A 21,656-nucleotide genomic window follows, 5' to 3' on the forward strand; every position below is an offset into this window, starting at 1 on the left:
GGAAGCTTTGCGAAACTGACGGACCTCGCCTCGAACTCGTCCGATTAAACCGGAAGAAACGCGGCCGGCTCAGACAGGTTCCTATCGCTCCGGAAATAAGCTTCAGGCGGCTGCATTGGTTGCCGCTACACTTTCTGATAGCCTAGAGCGATGTCGCTTCTGAACTTCAGCCTGCCTGCCCGGACACCCGCTCTCTTTGCGTCTTTCCTATCACTCGACCAGACCGTCCTCGACGCGCTGCCGATCGGCGTATATGCCTGCGATATTGAGGGAAGGATCGTGAGGGTCAATGAGCGGGCGATCCAGCTTTGGGGACGCGCTCCGAAGCTGCTCGATCCCGAGCAGAAGTTCTGTGGCTCGTTCTGGCTCGAGACCCTGCAAGGCGATTTCATTTCGCCCCACGAAACGCCGATGGCGCGGGCCGTACTGGCGGGGGAGAGCTTCGAAGGCGCCGAGGCCGTGGTGCGAAATCCCGACGGACGGCGATGGGTGGCGCGCGTCAATGTTGCGCCCATGCGCGACGCTGGCGGCCAGGTCGTCGGAGGGATCAATTGCTTCCTGGACGTCACGCATGAGCACGACATGCGGCTGGCACTAGAGCGTCAGCAGCGTACCTTCGATCTCGCGATGGTCGCTTCGAAGATGGGCACGTGGCGCTACAGCATGGCAGACAACGTCTGTGTCTACGATGAGAACGCCCAGCGGCTCTATGGTCTGACTGAGGCGCGCTTCCTCCACGACACGGCCGGCGTTGAAGCCAAGTTCCATCCGGACGACATGGATCTGATGTGGGCCCGCGTCGCCAGAGCGATCGATCCCGAAAGCGACGGACGCTATGAGGTTGAGTACCGGGTGAAGCAGACTGACGGGAGCTGGCGCTGGCTGAGTGCCTGGGGCCTCGTGGAGTTCGAAGGGCGCGGCGCCGAGCGCCAACCCGTCGCCATCGCCGGCGCGAGCCGCGATCTGACTGAATTGAAGAAGTCCGAGGAGTTGCAGCGCCTGCTCACCAACGAGCTGAATCACCGCGTCAAAAACAGCCTTGCCACCGTGCAATCGATCGTCAATCAGACGCTTCGGGACGCGACGAATGTGCAGGCGGCCCGCAGGACGATCGACGCACGCATCGTTGTCCTCGCCGGAGCACACGATCTGCTCACTGCCCGCAGTTGGAAGGGCGCCGATATCGCCGATCTCGCTGCGGGGGCGGTCGCGCCCTTCGCCACGGATCAGATCCTTACCGAGGGGCCTTCCCTGGATGTTTCCCCCGGCCAGGCTCTGGCACTCTCGCTGGCGCTGCACGAGCTTGCCACCAACGCCGTAAAATACGGAGCGCTCTCACGGCCCTCGGGCCGGGTCGAGCTTCGCTGGCGTGTGCAGGAGGAGATGCTCAATCTGAGCTGGCGCGAAAGCGGCGGCCCGCAGGTTTCTCCGCCGACTCGCCGCGGGTTCGGCAGCCGCCTGATCGAACATGCAAGCCGCGACGTGAACGGGAAAATCCGGCTCGACTTCGCGCCGGAGGGGCTTGTCTGCTCGATCACCGCCGCGCTTGAGGCGATCGAGACACGACCGCAGACGGCCGTTTGATGTTGCTGGTCTGACTTACACGGCGAAGCTTGGCTCTGCCGACAGACGCGTCGGTAAAACACCTATAATGTGGCACCATCACAAAACTCGTCGAGCTCGATGTCAACGGTCGCGGGCTTCTGCGCCATCCAACACTTGTGCCCCTCCGCATCGACCTCATAAACCTGATAGCTTGGCATGCCTCCCTTTCTCCCTGCGTCCTCGCTGAAGCGCTGTTCTGCCCAGAACGACGGAGCCCGATCCTTAACATTTGTGCGCTGGATGAGAAGTGCCCAGAAAGTTAGCCTATGGACAGGAACGAAAATCGCTCACGAAGCGTTCTGCGTTCATTGGGTAGGAACTCATTCTTGAGCAAACAATCAGACAGATTGAGGGAGCAAGCTTTTCGGGCGGAGCGGCTCTCCAACACCGTCAGCGACATGTCGGCATCCCGTACCTTACGGTCCCTTGCCGAGCAATACCTGCGCAGGCCGACGAGCTCGAACAGGCAGAGATGTCAGGCCAGGCGGCTCCGCAAGCGACCCAAATTGCCGCTTCCAAAGGGTAGTTAGGCGAGTCTACCTCTTAGGATGACTGGCGACATCGTTGTGGTGATGCCAAAGGTTATTCAGTGATGGACCTAAAGCAGATTTATCGCGACTATATCGACTGCCTGAATGAGCAAGCTTGGTCGCGCTTGGGCACGTTCGTCGCCGGCGACATCGCCCACAATAGCAATCCCCTCGGCCTGGCGGGTTATCGAAAAATGCTCGAACAGGATTACGCGGCAATTCCCGACCTTCGCTTCAACGTGGAAATGATGATTAGTGAGTATCCCCACCTAGGAAGCCGGCTACGGTTCGATTGCTCTCCAGCAGGCGTCTTTCTCGGCTTGCCGGTAAACGGCAGGCGAGTTTCCTTTCACGAGAACGTTTTCTATGAATTCGATAACAACAAGATAATGCGCGTTCGATCGGTTATCGATAAGGCGGCCTTGGAGGCGCAACTGTAGACAGTTGGCGTCAAGCGGCTAGCGCTCACACCGCCGAGTCTCGAGCACGCCGCGCAATCACCCTAAATACGAAATGTCCTTCGCTCGCGACGCGAGCTCACCCTCCACTTTGTCGAATTCGGTTGATTGCGCTCGATGAAAGCCGCGAGCTCATCCGCGACATCTCAGAGAGGGCTTTCTGCTGGGACGACGGGTCCTTGCGAGTAGGAGCAATGTGCCCTGCCCGATCTAGAACTTTGATCGACAGATCGGCTCGGACACGGGCGCTAATGCTTGTGTCTTGGAGGAGCGACTTCGCAACTCGATAAGCAAGCGGGGCACCTACGACTGCAAGGTCAAGCTGTATCGATTCCGAGATCGCAGCCGCGACCGCTGGCAGTCGCATTGTCTTATAAACCGATACTTGGGGTGATATCCGGCGAGGTCGGCCGCTTCTTCAAGCTTCTTCCCGTCGTTGACGATTAGGCGCACCAGCGTCCGCTGCTGTTCGCTGAGGTCGTAAGCTTCAATCCACGGCATCCTAAGCCCCTTAGTTTTCACGGGATGCGTTGGCGGCCGCGATAAGACGACACTAGTCAATGTTGTACTGCGGCACGTTCGGGTTCTTTACAGCCCGCTCCAGCAGGAGCTGCCACGTTCGGATCGAACCGAGCCATGTGCATGATCTCGTCCGCGTTCTGGTTGTTCGAAGGAAGCTGCTCGAGAAGCAACTTAAACCGCTTGATCAAGCCTCCGCCGGCGAGATCGCCCTTGAAGTGGCGAACGACCTGTTATTCGGCGCATGGTTTGCCCCCCGATCGGCGCCCAAGGCTGACCCCGCCCAACACCATCGAAACCCTTGAACCATCACAAGCCGATGGGGGTCAAAGTTCGGCGCTTATTTACAGTCCGGTGCGCAAGGTTTCCGGTCCCACGGGTGCCTAGCGCCGACTCGCCACCCAGATCCCAAGCAGGAACGCCACAAACAGGGATTGCAGCGGCGCCTTCAAAGTCATCTCGCGCAACTGTTCGGCCCAGCGCATCGCGGCATCATGCGAATGCGACGGGCGACGGCTCGCATCCGCCTGGCGGCTCGACCTCGCTAAGGAAGCCTGCTCCATGCCGCCGTCATCATTCGTCAGCCCGGAGGCTTCCGTCATTGCCGAGGTTTCTTTCATATCCATGCGGTCCTCCTACGATAGCGTCGGAGCAACCGATCTCCCGACGGCTCGTTCCTACGCGGACTTCCGCCGCGTCCCGGCCCCCGGCTTCTTGGCGGCCGCCTCCTTCGCCGACTTCTTGCCGGCGATCGGCATCAACATCTCCTTCTGAACTGCCGAGGTCTCTTTGGCCTTCTTGGCCGACTTTTTTGGAACCTTGGCTACGGCTGCGGCGCCCCCGACGCTTTTCCGCCGCGTCCATCAGATCGACGACGTTTTCGCCGCGCGGACGCTCCTTCGGAGTGATCGGCTTGCCGGCGTGCTTCTGATTGATGAGCTTGATCAGAGCCGTTTCGTAGTGGTCCTCGAATTTCTCGGGATCGAACGTGCCGGACTTCTGGTTGACAATGTGCTTTGCGAGATCGAGCATATCCTTGGTGACTTTGACGTCTTGGATCTCGTCAAAATACTCCTGCTCCGATCGCACTTCGTACGGGTAGCGCAGCAGCGTACCGACGAGACCCTTCTCCAACGGCTCGAGCGCGATAATGTGCTCGCGGTTGGTGAGAACCACGCGGCCTCGCGACCTTGTCCATCTCCCTGATGGTCTCCCTGATCACCGCGAAGGCGTCGTGACCGACCTTGCCGTCGGGACGCAGGTAGTACGGACGGATCAGATAGCGCGGGTCGATGTCGGCCGTGTCGACGAACTCGTCGATCTCGATGGTCCGCGTCGACTCCAGCGCCAGCTACTCGAGCTCCTCCTTGGTGACCTCGATGTACTGTCCTTTGTCGAGTTCGTAGCCCTTGACGATGTGCTCGTTCGCGACCTCGTCACCGGTATCGGCGTCGACCTTCACGTACTTGATCCGGTGACCGGTCGCTCGATTGAGTTGATTGAACGAGATCTTTTCGGATTCCGATGTCGCCGGGTAGAGAGCCACCGGACAGGTGACGAGCGACAGACGCAAGAAGCCTTTCCAGTTGGCTCTCGGGGCCATGGTACGCAGAACTCCAGTTCGGGACGGCTAGACTTGCTTAGGTTGAGTTCTTCACATTTGACCCTACTCGAACTCCGCCCATAATTCGCATTTACGCGGCGCGTTCCTCCTTGTCTGACTGCCCCTCGACAGTGGTCGTGGTTTCTTCCAACCCCTTTTCGTAGTTGCCCGCGAACCTCTCGATGCTGTTGGCCCACATCCTCAGCATTGAGACCTGAAAGTGCATAAACGGCTTCAAGGCATTCATGCCGGTTGTTGTCACTGCGGTGATGCTCCGTTGTGAGTCGCGCGCGAAGCGGTTTGCGTTAGCTGTCTTGTCTGCCATGCTGTTCGCTCCTTAGCTCTAGTGTTATGGCCTAAAGCTACGTGTCAGATTGTGCATTGCGTGATGCTGAAAACTCGGCCAAAACTTGATCTGCCGCGAGTCTCGCACATCGGTCGTCATGCAATTCGTCGAGTTTTCTCAAATAGGCGACTGCCGCTATTTGCAAGCGATCGAAATCATCTTCGCCGGTATTACGAAGATGAGCGACGTAGCGATAGAGGGCGGAACACCTGTCGTCGTTCTCGCTGATGCCACTGTGGAGCAGCAAGTAGTTCCGCCACGCGAACGCGCACGCACCATCTACGGCCTGAGATGTCATGGGCGTCTCCCAAAGTCAGAGAAACACTGACGATGCCTTTCGTTCCGCGAATCTCACAGATGTAACGTTGTTCCGTAGTTGCGCCGCAAGATGGATTCCACGGGGCAATGTCGATCGTTGCACAGAACGGTCAATGCGATTGGCTGTTCGAAAAAGCGTCGAGCTGGGCTGGCCGCCTTGCAAGTAGCTGCTTTGCCCGAATGAGCCTGCATATGTTCCCTAGAAAAGAAGATTTGGGAACATGCCACCTTTGCTCATGGGGGCCCTTAACCGACCTCGGCATCGGCACCAATGTCCGCTTTGCGCGCGACAAGCTTCCGCCCCAATGAAACGCGTCGTAGCCCAAAGCTTACCCCTGAGCTAAAAGTGCGAATTGGGTGGTGCGTCCCGACGGGTTTTGAACGGCCGACCTCCGCCATGTCACAGCGGCGCTGCTACCAACTGAGCTGCGGACGCGGGTCGGTATCGACGCTCTGACGCGTACGTCGCTGGCGTTTACCCCAGCGGCCGATCTCCGGCTCTGCCCCTTCCAATTCACATATTGCCGCTCGTCCTCGCAGTTCAGGCACGAGGCAGGTGGATTTCCGCTGTCTGAAATCGGGCGCCGCAGGTTTCGCGGGTCCAGAGAGGCATGGCCATGATCCAGGAGAAGCAAGGGGCACCCACGAGATGACGCCGTAACCATCCCATCGCAGGGGCGGAGGAACCACCGCGATTGGCCCTTATTATCCTCTGGTCCGCCCCCGCGCCAATTGGCTGGCCATGTCATCGCGTCTTGTCAGCCCTGCGTGTACGGGACCACATTCTGTCGGAAGTCGTTCAGCGTCTCGATGGCATCGCGCTCCCCTCCCCGCCTCTGGCCCCTCTACGCAGTCAACTTCTTCATGGCCGACATGCAGTCGGGCATCGGACCGTTCGTCGGCGTGTTCCTCCAGGAGCGCGGCTGGGCGACCGGACTGATCGGCACCGCGCTGACGATCGGCAATGTCGCCGGCATGCTGGTCACAACGCCGATCGGCGGCTTCATCGATTCGAGCCGCAACAAGCGCCTGTGGGTCGTCATTCCCGGCATCTGCGTGGTGCTTGCGTCCGCGATCATCCTGATCTCGCAACATTTCTGGGCGGTCACGTTGTCGCAAGTAGCGCAATCGCTCGCGAGCGCTGCGATCGTGCCGGCGGTCACAGGCATCACGCTCGGCATCGCCAGGCAAAAGGGCTTCAATGCGTTGAACGGCCGCAACCAGGCCTTCAACCACGCCGGCAACATGGTGGGCGCGGCGCTGTCGGGCTATCTCGGCTACAAGTTCGGCTACGTCGCCGTGTTCGTGCTTGCGGCGGTATTCGGCGCCATCGCGATAGCCTGCGTGCTGATGATCCCGGACAACTCCATCGACGATCGCCAGGCCCGCGGCAGCAAGGAAGACGAGAGCAAGAACCCGCCGGATGGCATGTCCGTCCTCCTCAAGCACACGCCGCTACTGGTGCTGGCGTTTGCGCTTGCCATCTTCCATCTCGGCAATGCAGCGATCGTGCCGCTCTATGGACTTGCAGCGGTCGCCGAAGGCCAGGCCAACGGACCGAGCTTTGTTGCGACCACCGTGGTGATCGCCCAGGGGGTTATGGTGGTGACCTCGCTGATCGCCATGCAGGTCGCGGGAAAGCGCAACTACTGGCCGGTGATCCTCATCTCCTTCATGTTTCTGCCGATCCGCGGCGTGCTCGCCTTCTTCGTAACGGGATGGTGGGGGGTGATTCCGACGCAGGTGCTGGACGGCATCGGCACCGGGCTGCAGACCGTCGCCGTGCCTGGCATGGTGGCGCGCTCGCTTGACGGCACCGGCCGCATCAATCTCGGCCAGGGCGCCGTCATCACCGTGCAGGGCGTCGGCGCAAGCCTGAGCCCCGCGCTTGGCGGCTGGATCGCGCAGTGGATCGGCTACGGCCCGACCTTCTTGCTGCTGGGCGGCTTCGGGCTCGCATCGATCGGGCTGTGGCTGGCGTTCGGTGCCGCAGTGAAGAAGTATTGAGGCACGCGGCCGGCCGAAGATTACGGCGCGAATTGCTTTTGCGATCCCGGCACACCAAGCTGCGGCACCTTTGGCAGAAGACCAGCCATGCGCCGAAGTCTCGCCGGTACCAATGGCGGCGACCACGGCGGTCGAGATCAGAGGGCCGACGCCCGGAATGCTCTTGAGGCGACGGCAGTCAGTTTCCTTCTCACCGATCTGGTCAATCTCGCCGGAAAGGCTCTCGACCCGTTCATCGAGAGATATCCAGTCTTCGTACAAGCCAGCAATCAGGCCGCGCATTCGTGGCGATATCTCATCCTGACGGCTCTCCAGGATCGCCAATGAGCGCGAGGGCGCGAAATGCCACTGTTCCCCAGCGATACGTGAGTTGGTTCAGGCGCCCTTCATATTCGGCCCGCTAAACTGGCGGACTGGGATTTGAGACCATCGAAATAAGCGCCGCCAGGACAATGTATTTTGAGCCTGGCGGCGTTCAATTTTAAGGCCAATGAGAAGCCCGCCCGCTGAACCGGCGCATACGAAGAGGCTGCCAATTGAGGGCTTCTTTATTTTGGCGCCGTTTCACCGATCAGATCGAATAACCGCGTTCAACGTACGACTCATGTACCGGGCGCGCGCCGGATTGGGTTATCCCGCCCGGAGGCGGTTTTCGGCGGTGCACACATTGGCGAAAGCTCGATTCTTCCCAATTCCGTTGGCTCCATCAGGACGCTTGTGCCGTCAATCTTGCGGCCGGGTGCAATCAATCTCGTGCGCCATAAGAACCACAGAGACCTAGAGCTGCGCCCGTTCGATACGAAAGTGAACTAGCGGCGTCGTGCACAACCTCCCCACGTGCCGCCGCCTCCAATGCGTTGCGCTGTGATTTGGTAAGAGTCGATCGGCCAACCCCGCTCACGATTTGACTCCGAAGCATCGCCCCGATGGGCTCACCAGGTGTGGGCCCGCCAGCGTGAACCGGCGGGCCATGATCGCTAGCTAGCCAGAGCCGAAGCGCAATGTTGTCGCCGCGATCGAGACAGTGGCGAAGCAACTCGGCAACACGCCTGCCATCTGCCGCAGGAGCTACGTACACAGAGGTCTTGACTGCCTACATGTCCGGCGAATTCGTCGATATGATCGAAGCGAAAATAGCTCAAAAATTCAAGAAGCAGTACGCGCAACTGACGCCCATCATGGTTCTGGCCTTTCTACACATGCGCCTGGCGGCGTTGAAGGCGGCAGATTCAGAATCTTAGAGGACGGCTGCGAGATAATTCGCTGTCCGGCTCCGCGATTTCTTCGCGACCTGCGACGGCGTGCCTGAGGCTACTATCCGACCCCCTTCGTCGCCGGCACCGGGCCCGATATCGATGATCCAGTCGCTGGCGGCAGCCACCGTCATGTCGTGCTCGACCACGATGACCGTATTGCCGGCCTCAACGAGGCCGTGCAGTTGCCTCATCAATTTGGTGACGTCCGACGGATGAAGTCCAGTCGTCGGTTCATCCAAAACGTAGAGTGTCTGACCACGTTGCGCCCGTTGCAGCTCGGTGGCGAGCTTGACCCGCTGCGCCTCACCTCCTGACAGTTCGGTCGCCGACTGGCCGAGCCGGACATACCCGAGCCCGACGTCGCGAAGCACGCCCAGACAACGACGTAGAAAATCCTCACTACTGAAGAACTCGAACGCTTCGTCCACAGTCAACGCCAGCACGTCAGCGATTGATTTGTTCCGGATCTTGACCTCCAACGTTTTGGCGTTGTACCGCGCGCCTTTGCAAGTCGGACAGGGAGCGTAAACGCTCGGCAGGAAGAGAAGCTCGACACAGACGAAGCCTTCCCCTTGGCACGTCTCGCAACGGCCTTTCGCTACATTGAAGGAGAACCTGCCCGCGTCATAGCGCCTTGCACGCGACTGTTTGGTTGAGGCGAATATCTTGCGAACATGATCCAGCAGGCCGGTGTAAGTCGCGAGATTCGATCTCGGCGTACGGCCGATCGGCTTCTGGTCCACGACTACCAATCGCTTGATGTCATCGAGGCCTTCCGCAATCTCGCCACCTAAGGTTTCGACCGGAGTCTCTAGCTTGTCGTCCTCGTCGCCCGCCTCTTTGCGCTGGCCCAGTTCGTCGCCCACGGCATCGACAAGAAACTGACTAATGAGGCTCGACTTGCCGGATCCCGAAATCCCCGTGACGCTCGTAAACACGCCGAGCGGAATTTCCGTGTCTAGCCGATTGAGATTGTTGCGCGTGACACCGCGAAGCTTGAGCCATCCGCGGGGGTCTCGTGGAGCCCTTGCCACCCTCTCGTGCTGGCCACAGAGGTAAGGTCGCGTCCGAGACGCTTCCACGTCTTTCAGTCCTGCCAGGGGACCGCTGTACATAATACGCCCTCCCTGCGCGCCTGCGTCGGGGCCGACGTCGACGATCCAATCGGCGTGCCGCACCACGTCGAGCTCGTGTTCGACGACGAAGAGCGAGTTGCCGGCCGACTTCAGGCGGTCGAGAGCGCGCAACAAGGCTTCCGTGTCCGCCGGATGCAGTCCCGCAGAGGGCTCATCCAGGACATAGACCACTCCGAACAGATTAGAGCGGACCTGCGTCGCCAATCGAAGCCGCTGTAGCTCGCCTGGCGACAGCGTCGGCGTGCTGCGTTCGGGCGTCAAATAGCCAAGACCGAGATCAAGTAGCACTTCAAGGCGTGCCGACATGTCCTCCGTTATCCGTTGCACCACGAGAGCCTTCCCAGGATGGCCGACGAATTGATTCCTTTTCTTGTCGAGATGCCCGCCCAGCAACAAGCGGAGCTGGTTCAACGGCAGTCGCGAAACCTCGGCAATGTCCATTCCGGCGAAAGTGACGGACAGCGGTTCGGGTTTAAGCCGCTTCCCCTTGCAGACTGGGCAATTTGAGCTCGACAGAAATTGCGCCACCCGGCGTTTCATCATAGCGCTCTGCGTCGTGGCGAACGTCTGCAGCACGTATTTGCGCGCGCCGGTAAAAGTACCTTGATAGCTCGGCTCCTCCTTCCGCTTCAGCGCCCGCCTCGTCTCAGCAGGCGTGTAACCGGCGTAGACCGGCACCGTCGGCTGCTCGTCAGTAAACAGGATCCAGTCCCGATCTTTCTTCGGCAATTCGCGCCACGGCCTGTCAACATCGTAGCCGAGGGTAACGAGAATATCGCGCAGGTTCTGGCCTTGCCACGCGCTTGGCCACGCGGCTATGGCCCGCTCTCGGATGGTCAGCGTATCGTCGGGAACGAGCTGGCGTTCGTCGACAGCATGGACGCGGCCAATGCCATGGCAATTGAGACAAGCGCCCTCGGGCGTGTTGGGCGAGAACGACTCCGCATATAGCAACGGTTGATGCTGCGGATAGTCGCCGGCGCGCGAGTACAGCATCCGCAGCAGATTGGACAGGGTCGTCACGCTGCCGACTGATGACCTTGTCGTCGGCGAGCCTCGCTGTTGCTGCAAGGCGACTGCGGGGGGAAGCCCCTCGATCGAGTCTACTTCGGGCACTGCCATTTGGTGGAAAAGGCGGCGGGCGTACGGTGAGACCGATTCCAAGTAACGCAGCTGGGCCTCTGCGTACAAGGTCCCGAAGGCGAGCGACGACTTCCCGGATCCGGATACGCCCGTGAACACCACGAGCGCATTTCGGGGTATCTCGAGCGAAACGTCCTTCAGATTGTGCTCGCGGGCTCCGCGGACGCGGACGAAACCGTCGTCTGTATGGATATTCTGCTCGCCCTTATCGCCGATCAGCGACTTGTCCATCGTACGGTTCCTCGCCACTCGCGGAAACGCTGTGGCCGTCTCGAAGAGGAAAGTCTCCGGGAAATGACCGGTTCCGTAACAGTCACCGGCCGTCCCTTAGCGCCGAAAGCCCGAGCTCCTGTGATTTACATCTAGGAACCGGCTCTCGCGCCCGTCGTTCAATTCCCGACAAATGTTGAGGATTTTCTATGAATGACCGCGCGCGACAGATCTTCAAACCGGAATTCCGATTCGGCCTCGGTGGCGTTTCCCTCGGGAACGAGTTCAACAAGCATACCGATAAGGAAGCCGAGGCAACCCTTGAAGGCGCCTGGGCGATGGGCGTTCGATATTTCGATGTGGCGCCTTGGTATGGGTTCGGACTCTCCGAGCGTCGCTTCGGTCATTTTCTGCATAACCAGAAGCGCGAAGATTACATGCTCTCGTCGAAGGTCGGGAAGCTTTTCAAGGCGTCAAAGAACAACAAACATGCGGATATTTATCCGCTGTCAGATTCGCCCAATGACATCATTTTTGACTATACGGCGGACGGTGTGCGCCGCTCGATCGAAGACAGCCTGCAGCGCCTCGGCGTCGACAGCCTGGACGTGGCTTTCGTGCACGACATCTCGCCGGATTTCGCCTTCTTTCCGAACGGCTGGGAAGAACAGTACGAAATCGCCCGTAAAGGCGCGTTTCCGGCGCTCTCCAAAATGCGTGACGAGGGCATCATCCGCGCTTGGGGCATCGGCGTGAATACCCCGCTTCCCATCCTCAAAGTCATGGAAGATGCGGACCCTGACGTCTGCCTGTGCGCCCGCCAATACTCGTTGATCGATCACGCAAGTGCGGTGAACGAACTTTTCCCGGTCGTGCGAAAAAAGAACGTTTCGCTCGTCATCGGCTCCTCTCTCAACGCCGGCTTCATCTCAGGAAGTCCACGTTACAATTACGGAAAAGAGAACTTCAAGATTCCCGCAGCCGTCATCGAGAAGCGGGAGAAGCTCAGGACGATCGCCTCTCGGTATGGCGTGGACCTCCGAACTGCCGCACTTCAGTTTTCGGCGGCGGCCGACGTCGCGGTCGCTCTGGTCGTGGGGGCACGGAGCGCTCAACAGATCCAGGAGGACTGGAATTCGCTCCAAGCCAAGATCCCCTCGGATTTCTGGGGTGATCTCAAGCAACAAGGCCTCATCGAGAAAAGCGCCTCGCTCCCTGCTGCTTCGGAGGCTTGAGCATGAAGGTCGGCGATTTTGTGGTCGAACGGCTCCACGCTTGGGGCGTGCGCCGCATCTATGGCTATCCGGGCGACGGCATCAACGGTGTGATCGGCGCGCTGCAGCGCGCCGACAGCATTGAATTCATCCAGGTGCGGCACGAGGAGATGGCCGCCTTCATGGCGGTCGCGCACGCCAAGTTCACCGGTGAATTAGGGGTGTGCTTGTCGACCGGCGGCCCGGGAGCAACTCATCTCATCACGGGATTGTACGATGGTAAACTGGACCATGCTCCCGTTCTTGCTATCTGCGGGCAAGCTGAGGCAACCGTTCGAGGTGCCAGTTACCAGCAGGAACTTAACTTAGACCGGATGTTTGCGGACGTCGCTGGCTTCGTACAGGAAGCCTCGTCCCCTGCCCAGGTGCGGCACCTCCTTGACCGCAGCATCAGGGTCGCTAAGGCCGACAACACACCTTCCGTCATTATTTTGCCGAAAGATATTCAGGACGAGGAATACGAAGAGCCCGCGGTGGCGCACGGGTTTACGCGGTCTGGAGTGGGCTATTCCAAACCCAAGATCATTCCAGAGGATGCGGACCTATCCGAGGCGGCCGAGGTCCTGAATGCCGGCAAGAAGGTAGCCATTTTGGTCGGCGCGGGCGCTCGCGGCACCGCTCCTCAACTCATCGAAATGGCGACCTTGCTCGGCGCCGGCATTGCGAAGGCATTGCTGGGCAAGGATGTGTTGCCGGACGACCTGCCGTTCGTTACCGGCGCGATAGGCCTGCTCGGGACCGAGCCAAGCTGGGATCTCATGCAAGGCTGCGATACGCTACTGATGGTCGGCACGGGCTTTCCCTGGTCGGAGTTCTTACCCAAAGACGGGGCCGCACGCGCCGTCCAGATCGACATCAAAGCCTCGATGCTGTCGCTGCGGTATCCGGTCGACGTCAGCCTCCACGGCGATGCCGCAGCAACGCTTAAGGCGCTCCTGCCCCTAATCCAGCGCAAGGAGAACCGGGAATGGGCGAAGACGATCGAGACCAACATAACTGGGTGGTGGAAGAAGCTGGAAGGTCGGGCTAAGGCGGAAGCCAATCCCGTCAATCCGCAGCGCGTCGTTTGGGAAATGTCACCCTTGCTACCTGCTAACGCCATCGTGACCAGTGACAGCGGATCCTGCGCCAACTGGTATGCCCGCGATTTCCGGGTGCAGCAGGGCCAGGCTGCATCGCTTTCGGGAGGCTTGGCGTCGATGGGCGCAGCAGTCCCCTATGCCATCGGGGCCAAGTTCGCCCATCCGGACCGGCCGGTCATCGCACTTGTGGGCGATGGCGCAATGCAAATGAACAACATGGCCGAACTCATCACGGTCCAGAAGTACTGGAAGCGTTGGGCGGATCCGCGATGGATCGTATGTGTATTCAACAATCAGGACCTCAACGAAGTCACTTGGGAGCAGCGGGTCATGGAGGGAAACCCAAGATTCGAGGCTTCGCAGGATATCCCCGACTTTGCCTATGCCAAATTTGGCGAACTGCTCGGGCTCAGGGGGATCTTCGTTGATTCCCCGGGCCGCCTGGCATCCGCATGGCAGGAGGCCCTTTCGAGCGATCGCCCTGTCGTGCTGGAAGTGAAGACAGATTCTGAGGTGGCTCCGCTGCCGCCGCACGTCACGTTCAAGGAGGCCCTCTCCTTTATGTCTGCGATGGCTAAAGGAGACAGAGGCGCTGGCCGTGTCATCGGCGACACCGCAAGACAAGTTGTCGACGGACTATTCGGCAAGAGAGATTGAATTTGGGGCCCGCGGCGCTTCAACGCGTTGCGAACCTCCGCCGACGGCGGGTAGCTTACTTAATTTCCAACTTCGAAGGCGATGCGGTGTTCCGAATCAAAAGACACGGTGCACGCCCGAACACAGCTAAGGGCGGATCACACGTTGCGCTTTGGGATACCGCGCCTGCCGCATCAGCCTCAGCAAATGTACTATAACCCCGCGCTGCGCTTCGTACGAGGTTCGCTATTACTTCTGACAGGGGCGCGTTGGCGCACGTCGCCCTAGGTCCGAGTTGGACCACGTCAGGGCTCTCCTTCTAATAGGTTCAAGTACGCGCCCCGGAGCTCGCTCCCGCTTTCTTGTAGATGCTTTTTTAGATCCTCCATGCAAGCCCTGCGGACCGGGAAAACTTGGAACTTCTCAGTTCAGCGTATGTTGGGCCTTGCCACTACAGGAGGACGATATGAAAAAGACATTTCTTTTGCTGCTGACGGCTGCTTCGCTTCTGGCGGGTCCGTCGTTGGCGCAAAATCCGCCGGCGACCGATCGGCCCAACAACAATGCGGTCAACAGTTCCGGCCAGAACAATTCCAGCAAGCCGGTTGAAGGCGCCAACAGCTTCACCGAGGGCCAGGCCAAGTCGAAGATCGAGGACGCGGGCTACAGTAACGTCACATCACTGAAGAAGGACGACAACGGCGTTTGGCGCGGAAAGGCCAGCAAAGGCGGTGCCTCGACCAATGTCAGTCTGGATTTCCAGGGCAACGTGAACGCGGCCAAGTAACCTGGCGACCACCAGCGAAAATTAAGAGGGATTCAGCATGACCGTTACGATTTCACGTCTTTACGATAACTACTCCGATGCGCAGCGCGCGGTGACGAGCCTGGAGGCCGCGGGCGTGCCGCATTCGGATCTGAGCATCGTCGCGAACAATTCCGACAACTGGTACAGCACCGACAAGAAGGTCGATCGCGATCGCGATGGGGTGGACGATCGGGCGGAAGGCGCAGCCACGGGAGCGGGCGTCGGCGCAGGTCTTGGTGGCGCTGCCGGCTTGCTCGCGGGCCTTGGTTTGTTGGCTATCCCCGGCCTGGGTCCGGTCGTGGCGGCCGGATGGCTCGCATCGACCGCGCTCGGTGCCGTTGCCGGCGGCGCCACAGGCGGGGTCGTTGGGGCGCTGACGCAGGCCGGCGTATCCGATGAGGAAGCACCACTCTACGCTGAAGGTGTGAGGCGCGGCGGCACGCTGGTTTCAGCTCGTGTGCCGGATGCGGATCGGGCGCGATACGAAGCGATCCTGAATCGGTCCGCCGTCAACCTGCGCGACCGGAGCGCAGCCTGGCAGAAGGCAGGGTGGAAAAATTATGATCCATCCGCCCAGCCTTATGGCGCGGAGGAGGTCCGGAGAGAGCGCCAACTCTACGGCACCGGCCTGCGATGAATTACCCGGCGGCCCGCCAAGGCGGGTCGCCCTTTTCTTGCGTATGTTTGCCCATCGAACTCAGGAGCCGAAGATGAGTCGCTGAATGCCATCAATGACCGCCCTCTTGGGCATGCTCGCAATCGCCGGTTACCAAAATCGGGACAAGCTCGCCGACATGTTTCGCAACGCTACCTCCGGTCAGCCGGCGGGTGCCAAGGATTCCCTGAGCGGTATGCTCGGCAATCTTGGCGGCCTTGTGGGAGGCGGCGGCGTGAGTTCGCTGCTGAACGGCGGGATCGGCGAGTTGCTCGAGCACTTCAAGCAGAACGGACAGGGCGATGCGGCCCAATCCTGGATCAATCAAGGGCCAAACCGGGAAGTCACCCCGCCCGAACTCCAGCACGCTATCGGTCCGGACGTCCTTCAAAAACTGGAGCAGCAGACCGGCCTGTCGCAGCAGGAGATTCTCGACCGATTGTCTCGCGAGCTGCCGGCAGCGGTGGACAAATACACGCCTGACGGACGTCTTCCGGCTCCATCGGGATCGCAAGGCTAGGGGAGAGACATGAGCATCATCTGGACGATCATCATTGGCTTCGTCGCAGGCGTCATCGCGAAGTTCATCATGCCTGGCGACAACGAGCCCTCCGGCTTCATCCTGACCACGATCCTGGGAATAGTGGGAGCGTTCGTTGCGACCTATCTTGGCCAGTCACTAGGCTGGTATCGGCCCGGAGAAGGCGCAGGGCTGGTGGGGGCGGTCGTGGGCGCCATAATCGTGCTTTTTGTCTACGGTTTTGTGGCCGGTCGCAGTCGACGGGCTATCTAACCGCGGTGACCGGAAATTCTTCGCGTAAACGCGAGTATCCGTCCGGACGCGAAAGGCACAAACAGATGAAATGGATGCTCGTTGTTCTGGTAGGAGGCATGACACCGGTCAACACCGACCTCGTCTTCGACAAATTCGCCGGTTGCCTTGCCGCCGAGAAGCAGATGAGCACTACATCGACGCCTTCGAGGTCTGGGACCGATCGGCCGCGGCAAATATCGAGCGACGACGCGAATACTCAAAGATGCGCGACCTCCAGGCCAAACGCCTGCTTAGCAGCATCGGTACGTGCGTTCCTCATGCAGGCGGCGACACCATAGCGCCGCGGCAGCCGAGCAATTCGATGCCCTCTCAGCCTCCTCAAGCCGCACCCACGTCGCCACCAAGTCCGAAATCGTGACGTCTGAACGTTCGGAACATAGGGGTCGCAAACGAGTGTTGTAGCTGCCTTGAAAAGCTCTTCACCGCCGTTGCCGTCGGCAGGCGTAAGCTCCGGCGGCTTAGTGTACGTCGAGAGGCAGCCTGATAGGGAAACTTGCGCTCATAAGAACACGCCTAAATGCCGACTAGAACAGGCCTGCGGCCCTCACCACGGCGACAGAACTAAAGGCGAGAATGGGCGCTTACCGAGATCATGTCGGACGCTTTTGATTACTTCCGCGCCTATCCCGTCCGGGCTCTTTGCAAAGCCCGATCCATGTCGCGGGGCAGGATGAAGCATCTGCAGCTGGTGGCGGGCCGAATTTATAACCTCCTCAAGAAAGAGGCCGCTACACTCCTAACACACAGCACATTGAGGACTTCCGGACAGCGCAGAAACTTGAGGCATCTCTCGATCGTCGGCCCGATGACGGCCCACCCCCTCAATGTCACTTTGCTCCGGCGCCGCCGGGCGCGGAACGGGAGGCTTGGTTAAGTGCCTTCCCTCGACGCTCGCACTGTCGCAAATCTCTTGCGAGAATACGACAGGCTACTCAACGCCAGAACAGGTTCCGGGTTCGATGCTGCGCTTACCTCGATAAACACTTGCCGACCTGGCCCACCGGAGTCATTCACGCCAATCGGCGCCGGGGGGCCACGCTCGCGGTGCATTTGCTGTCATCGTGAGCCCTCGACGAAGGCGATCGGAGTGCCCTTTGCGACGCTCGCAGCAACCCGCTCCGCATCCCAGTTCGTCAGACGGACGCAGCCATGGGATTCCGCCTTCGAGACCTTGTCGGGCGAGGGTGTGCCATGAATGCCGTATCCTTCAGCGGTGAGGTTGATCCACACCGTTCCGACCGGATTGTTGGGGCCCGGCTTGATGGTGAAAGGTTTTCGGGATTGAACGCCCTTGAAGTGGTAGTCCGGATTGTAGCGATAGGTCGGATTTCGGTCGACCTCGGTCACATTCAGAGTGCCGGATGGCGACGGCTTCTCCTCGCTCCCGATCGTTGCTGGATAGAAGCCGATAAGCACGTTAGACTTGTCGAACAGCTTCACGGTCTGCCGACTCTTGTCGACCTCGACCCTGTCCGCCCTCGACGGCGCGCCGGCCTCTGCACTGCCAGTATCCACAACGATGATGACGTCGCCGGGGCGGTCGAAGCGCTGCCCGGGATTGAGCGCCGCCAGCAGTTGCTCGCTCATGTGGAATTTCTCGGCCAGTCCTTCTCGCGGACTGGTGAAACCCAGCTTCGGCAGGTCTTTCATTTCCTCCATCTTCGACGGGAGCTTGCTAAGAAAAGGTCCGGCGACATCCTGCTCGGTGATCGTGTAGTTCGCCGTGACCCGCCGATCGTCCGCGCGCAGTGCGTTCCAGACGTCCTCGGTCGGAACGTCCGAGCTCGGCAATTGCCGCGCCTCCGCGAAGGCGCGTAGGGCCTTCTTCGCGTTCTCGCCGAATCTGCCGTCGATCTCACCTGGCGAGAAGTGGGCCCGGTCGAGCAGGACTTGTAACCGAACCCCCGCCGGCGTCGGCTTCTCGTTCGACAAGATCTTCTTCGATGGTTCGGCGGCATCGATAGCAGCCGCGCCCATTTCGGCGCACCGCGCCGCCGGGCCGGCCATCACGGCCAGGAGGACAATGATGTGTTTCACCTTTCGAGGCCACATCGCCAAATCCTTTCATGGTATCGATGGCTGAGCACCTGGGCAAAGGTCCGTTTCCTTCACGCCGGGATCGGCGATCAAGCCTCGGTAGGCGCGCTCATACTCTCGCGCCATCCGGCTTGCGGAGAAGCGCGCTTCGAAGCGGGCGCGGACTACCCTCCGGTCGAGACGGCCAAGCTCGCCAACCGCCCTTACCGCCTGCTCCTCATTCTCCACGATGAAACCCGTCACGCCGTCCTCAACGACTTCCGGCACGGATCCGGATCGGTAGGCAATAACGGGCGTTCCGCATGCCATCGCCTCGATCATGACGAGACCGAACGGCTCAGGCCAATCGATCGGGAACAGGAGGGCCGCTGCGTCGGCGAGGAACGGCTGCTTCTTCGCATCGTCGACTTCCCCCACAAGCTGAACCATTCGACCATCGATGTGCGGCTCTAGCTTCTTCTTGAAGTATCCGGTCTCACCGCGCGGGATCTTTGCGGCGATGCGCAGTGGCTTGCCGGCCGCCCGCGCGATCCGGATTGCGTCCTCGGGACCTTTCTCCGCCGTGAGGCGACCAAGGAAAGCGAGATAGGATCCCTCATCGAAAGACGGGCGGAAGAGGTGCGAAGGCAGCCCGTGCTGGATCGTGGCGATCCAATTCGCCTCCGGAAGCGGCACGCGCTGGTGCTCGGATATCGAGACGAAGCCGGCGCCGGGAAACTCGCGCACCACGTCCGGCAGGCACGGGAGGTCTAGCCGACCATGCATCGTGGTCAGGAAGGGCACGCCGAGCCGGCTGAGCAGCGGAAGCGACAACCAATCGATGTGTGCGTGGATCACGTCGAAGTCTTTCGCGCGCCTGGCGATGGCCTCCAGCAGCACGGCACTGGCCGCATTGGGGTCCACGCCCTTCCGACCGAGGCGCAGCGCGCGTGGCCACACGGGATGGAGTTTGCCTTTCGTCCTGGAGTCGCCGCTCGCGAATAGTGTGACCTCGTGACCGAGCTCTACCAACTCGTCCACCAACCACGCCACGACCCGCTCGGTGCCGCCGTAGAGCTTTGGGGGAACGCTTTCGGCGAGGGGAGCAAGCTGAGCAATGCGCATCTTGCCGATCCTCTAGACTGGAAACATCAAAAGGAGGATCAGCATGATGGCAGCCGAAACGAGCTTGGAGATGATCAACAGCGTCCAGTCCGGCCTCGCGGTGCTTGCCACCAATTGCCTGACGAGCTTCTCCATAAGCCTCAACATTCGTCCTTGGGGAGACGGTTCAAGTAGGCCAGGCCGAACCCGGTCAGTTCTTCGACCTCGCTCACGCGCGCTTCCGATCTTCCTTGAAGGTGGCGCTGCAGCAGACAACGCCGGCTGTCCGCGGCATCCACGTCGCGATGCTTCGCGCGATAGAGGGACCAAACCGTATCCACGGCTCGCCGCCGCAGGGCTTCGTCGACCATGTTCCGGGTCCAACAAAATTGACATCGTGGGACGGCAACTCATCCCCCGAGCGGAGGTTTCCAGTTTTTCCCGAAAATCTTAAGCCCAGTGACGGAGATGGACCGTATCGAGGCCGTGACGGCTCACGGGACACCTGGAGTTCGCCATCGCCGTCCAAGCGCAATCCCATCGCTTCGAGCTCTAGTGCCCGAATGCTAAACATTGGCGATGCGAGTAAGATCGACGAGCAAGAGCAAGCCCTGCGCCGGATTACTTCCATACTTGCCGAGCGGCCGGAGAAGACCCTCGACCCAACAGCGCCTAATGGGATCCTCCAACCGACTTAAGTCATAGCAGTTCATACAAACGTACCGATCCCGCCCCCGCCGGGTTCTGTCAGGCGCGCGTTCATTGGACCCGCCGCACAACGGTCAAGGCTTCCGCATCGGTTGGTTTGCCGCCGACATCTGAGTATCCCCACCGGGTGAGCATAGGCTCCCCTCAGGCCGCAGCTCAGGCGCGTGGCGCATGTTTCCCCAACCGGGGGCTAAAGGCCGGAAACCTCCGAAGTCGCCGCGAGGAACTACCTTCAACCACTCCGATTAACTTTCGCGGAGAGGCTCATGAAACATGTTGTCGATGGCACGCCCCGCGGTCGCGCTGACCATAGTGGTTGGAGTATCGCCGCGGCGCTCGGCTTGTTGGCCGCGGCATTCCTGGTCGAGCGCTTTGCCCCTTTAGAGGACGAAATCCATCCGCCGCAGGCGGAGGCGAAGCGGGACACCTCCGCTGCCGTCCTGGCGGCAGAATGCGACGGTCGCGGCCGGAGCGCGACTTCTCCGTCGGAGATCCCGGCGAAAGGGTGGAAAGACATTCTTTGGCGTGTATACGGCAACATCGGCGAACATCGCATTCTCGCGCTGGCCGCCGGTATGACCTACTACAGCATACTCGCGATCTTTCCGGCGATCGCCGCTCTCGCCGCCATCTACGGGTTGTTTTCGGATCCAGGCAGCATCGCCAGGCACCTCGACGACGTGTCCGGCTTCATCCCGGGCGGTGCCGTCGACGTGGCACACGAACAACACATGCGCGTTGCCACCAAGGGAGATCGGACCCTGGGCTCTTCACATTCGCGATCGGGCTGGGAATCTCGCTGTGGAGCGCGAACGCCGCTATGAAGTCGCTGTTTGACACCTTAAACATAGTCTACTGCGAACAGGAGAAGCGCGGCTTTCTGAAATTGAATGCGATGTCCCTAGGCTTCACCGCCGCCGGGATCGCGTTTGTTATAGCGGCGCTGGGTGCGGTCGTCGTCGTTCCACTGCAGTACGTTGGCCTGTCGAACGCAGCCAAACTCCTGGTCCGGATTGGGCGCTGGCCGGCGCTCTTTGTCGTCCTCGCGCTCTCTCTCGCCTGTATCTACCGCTTCGGGCCAAGCCGCCAAGCGCCACGCTGGACGTGGATCACCTGGGGCAGCACGGGCGCGACCGTGCTCTGGCTCGTGGCTTCGGCGCTGTTCTCCTGGTACGCCGCCAACTTCGGCACGTTCAACCAGACCTACGGCTCGCTCAGCGCCGTCATCGGCTTCATGACGTGGCTCTGGATCTCAGCGATCGTGATCCTGCTCGGATGCGAACTTAACGCGGAGATAGAGCATCAGACCGCACGTGACACCACGACCGGCGCGCCTAAGCCGCTCGGCGCGCGGGGCGCGAAGATGGCGGACACGGTCGGCGCGGCCCGTGTGGACCGATAGACCAG

At 60.4% G+C, this 21,656-nt stretch carries 21 protein-coding genes and 2 pseudogenes; 13 read left to right on the forward strand and 10 right to left on the reverse strand.

Annotation, left to right across the window (positions count from 1 at the left end):
* Nucleotides 1–150 precede the first annotated feature (150 nt).
* Both AB7G19_RS39745 and AB7G19_RS39750 read left to right on the forward strand, forming a co-directional pair.
* Nucleotides 151–1,584: an HWE histidine kinase domain-containing protein gene (locus AB7G19_RS39745; protein ID WP_439037697.1), complete on the forward strand. Its 1,434-nt coding sequence runs from the start codon at nt 151–153 to the stop codon at nt 1,582–1,584.
* A gap of 613 nt (nt 1,585–2,197) precedes the next feature.
* Nucleotides 2,198–2,575, forward strand: coding sequence for an ester cyclase (locus AB7G19_RS39750; RefSeq protein ID WP_439037696.1), 378 nt, complete (start codon nt 2,198–2,200; stop codon nt 2,573–2,575).
* 920 nt (nt 2,576–3,495) lie between these two features.
* On the opposite strand, the gene AB7G19_RS39755 is transcribed toward AB7G19_RS39750, so the two are convergent.
* From AB7G19_RS39755 to AB7G19_RS39775, 5 genes and pseudogenes are all read right to left on the reverse strand, one after another.
* Nucleotides 3,496–3,714 (reverse strand): hypothetical protein, encoded by a 219-nt coding sequence (locus AB7G19_RS39755; RefSeq protein ID WP_439035728.1) that lies wholly within the window; start codon nt 3,712–3,714, stop codon nt 3,496–3,498.
* Nucleotides 3,715–3,789: 75 nt separating this feature from the next.
* Nucleotides 3,790–4,715: pseudogene (gene ku / locus AB7G19_RS39760) on the reverse strand (non-homologous end joining protein Ku).
* A 91-nt stretch (nt 4,716–4,806) separates the two neighbouring features.
* A complete protein-coding gene (locus tag AB7G19_RS39765; RefSeq protein WP_354134911.1) occupies nt 4,807–5,040 on the reverse strand; it encodes a hypothetical protein in 234 nt (77 codons plus the stop codon).
* A 37-nt stretch (nt 5,041–5,077) separates the two neighbouring features.
* On the reverse strand, nt 5,078–5,359 hold the full coding sequence (locus tag AB7G19_RS39770) for a hypothetical protein (RefSeq protein WP_439037695.1): 282 nt from the start codon (nt 5,357–5,359) through the stop codon (nt 5,078–5,080).
* Nucleotides 5,360–5,876: 517 nt separating this feature from the next.
* Nucleotides 5,877–5,992, reverse strand: a pseudogene (locus AB7G19_RS39775) (MBL fold metallo-hydrolase); the annotation flags it as partial.
* Nucleotides 5,993–6,189: 197 nt separating this feature from the next.
* On the opposite strand from AB7G19_RS39775, the gene AB7G19_RS39780 reads away from it, so the two are divergent.
* From AB7G19_RS39780 to AB7G19_RS39790, 3 genes are all read left to right on the forward strand, one after another.
* Nucleotides 6,190–7,386 (forward strand): MFS transporter, encoded by a 1,197-nt coding sequence (locus AB7G19_RS39780; protein ID WP_354134910.1) that lies wholly within the window; start codon nt 6,190–6,192, stop codon nt 7,384–7,386.
* Between the two features lie 87 nt (nt 7,387–7,473).
* The gene (locus AB7G19_RS39785) at nt 7,474–7,713 is read left to right on the forward strand and encodes a hypothetical protein (protein WP_439034339.1); all 240 of its coding nucleotides are present in this window, start codon (nt 7,474–7,476) and stop codon (nt 7,711–7,713) included.
* 770 nt (nt 7,714–8,483) lie between these two features.
* Nucleotides 8,484–8,627, forward strand: a complete 144-nt coding sequence (locus AB7G19_RS39790) for a hypothetical protein (protein WP_441268795.1) — start codon at nt 8,484–8,486, stop codon at nt 8,625–8,627.
* On the opposite strand, the gene AB7G19_RS39795 is transcribed toward AB7G19_RS39790, so the two are convergent.
* Entirely contained in the window at nt 8,624–11,152 is a 2,529-nt protein-coding gene (locus AB7G19_RS39795) for an excinuclease ABC subunit A (protein WP_441268796.1), read from the reverse strand. The genes AB7G19_RS39790 and AB7G19_RS39795 overlap by 4 nt on opposite strands.
* A gap of 188 nt (nt 11,153–11,340) precedes the next feature.
* Between AB7G19_RS39795 and AB7G19_RS39800 the strand changes: the two genes are divergently transcribed.
* The 6 genes from AB7G19_RS39800 (at nt 11,341) to AB7G19_RS39825 (ending at nt 16,379) form a co-directional block, all read left to right on the forward strand.
* Nucleotides 11,341–12,366, forward strand: a complete 1,026-nt coding sequence (locus tag AB7G19_RS39800) for an aldo/keto reductase (RefSeq protein WP_259258616.1) — start codon at nt 11,341–11,343, stop codon at nt 12,364–12,366.
* Nucleotides 12,363–14,144: a thiamine pyrophosphate-requiring protein gene (locus tag AB7G19_RS39805; protein WP_354134909.1), complete on the forward strand. Its 1,782-nt coding sequence runs from the start codon at nt 12,363–12,365 to the stop codon at nt 14,142–14,144. The genes AB7G19_RS39800 and AB7G19_RS39805 overlap by 4 nt, the downstream gene beginning before the upstream one ends.
* A 445-nt stretch (nt 14,145–14,589) precedes the next feature.
* Nucleotides 14,590–14,910: a hypothetical protein gene (locus tag AB7G19_RS39810; protein ID WP_354134908.1), complete on the forward strand. Its 321-nt coding sequence runs from the start codon at nt 14,590–14,592 to the stop codon at nt 14,908–14,910.
* Between the two features lie 37 nt (nt 14,911–14,947).
* Nucleotides 14,948–15,568: a general stress protein gene (locus tag AB7G19_RS39815; protein WP_038953428.1), complete on the forward strand. Its 621-nt coding sequence runs from the start codon at nt 14,948–14,950 to the stop codon at nt 15,566–15,568.
* A gap of 85 nt (nt 15,569–15,653) precedes the next feature.
* Nucleotides 15,654–16,106, forward strand: a complete 453-nt coding sequence (locus tag AB7G19_RS39820) for a YidB family protein (protein WP_439037693.1) — start codon at nt 15,654–15,656, stop codon at nt 16,104–16,106.
* A 9-nt stretch (nt 16,107–16,115) separates the two neighbouring features.
* Nucleotides 16,116–16,379, forward strand: a complete 264-nt coding sequence (locus AB7G19_RS39825; protein ID WP_063983383.1) for a GlsB/YeaQ/YmgE family stress response membrane protein — start codon at nt 16,116–16,118, stop codon at nt 16,377–16,379.
* A 1,098-nt stretch (nt 16,380–17,477) separates the two neighbouring features.
* Here the strand turns inward: AB7G19_RS39825 and AB7G19_RS39830 are convergent.
* Genes AB7G19_RS39830 through AB7G19_RS39845 form a run of 4 tightly spaced genes read right to left on the reverse strand, consistent with a single transcriptional unit; the run spans nt 17,478 to nt 19,912 of the window.
* Nucleotides 17,478–18,473 (reverse strand): L,D-transpeptidase family protein, encoded by a 996-nt coding sequence (locus AB7G19_RS39830; RefSeq protein ID WP_439034335.1) that lies wholly within the window; start codon nt 18,471–18,473, stop codon nt 17,478–17,480.
* A gap of 12 nt (nt 18,474–18,485) precedes the next feature.
* Complete coding sequence (locus AB7G19_RS39835; RefSeq protein WP_354134906.1) at nt 18,486–19,562, reverse strand: glycosyltransferase family 4 protein; 1,077 nt, start codon at nt 19,560–19,562, stop codon at nt 18,486–18,488.
* Nucleotides 19,563–19,574: 12 nt separating this feature from the next.
* Complete coding sequence (locus AB7G19_RS39840) at nt 19,575–19,709, reverse strand: hypothetical protein (protein WP_256376410.1); 135 nt, start codon at nt 19,707–19,709, stop codon at nt 19,575–19,577.
* Nucleotides 19,703–19,912: a hypothetical protein gene (locus AB7G19_RS39845; protein ID WP_439037692.1), complete on the reverse strand. Its 210-nt coding sequence runs from the start codon at nt 19,910–19,912 to the stop codon at nt 19,703–19,705. Before AB7G19_RS39845 ends, AB7G19_RS39840 begins: the two co-directional genes overlap by 7 nt.
* 603 nt (nt 19,913–20,515) lie before the next feature.
* Between AB7G19_RS39845 and AB7G19_RS39850 the strand changes: the two genes are divergently transcribed.
* Entirely contained in the window at nt 20,516–21,073 is a 558-nt protein-coding gene (locus AB7G19_RS39850) for a YihY/virulence factor BrkB family protein (RefSeq protein WP_439034334.1), read from the forward strand.
* On the forward strand, nt 21,070–21,651 hold the full coding sequence (locus AB7G19_RS39855; protein ID WP_370152519.1) for a YihY/virulence factor BrkB family protein: 582 nt from the start codon (nt 21,070–21,072) through the stop codon (nt 21,649–21,651). The genes AB7G19_RS39850 and AB7G19_RS39855 overlap by 4 nt, the downstream gene beginning before the upstream one ends.
* The last annotated feature ends 5 nt before the right edge of the window (nt 21,652–21,656 follow it).

The sequence above is a fragment of the Bradyrhizobium sp. 215_C5_N1_1 genome, from assembly GCF_052075935.1.
GTDB classification, from domain to species: domain Bacteria; phylum Pseudomonadota; class Alphaproteobacteria; order Rhizobiales; family Xanthobacteraceae; genus Bradyrhizobium; species Bradyrhizobium barranii.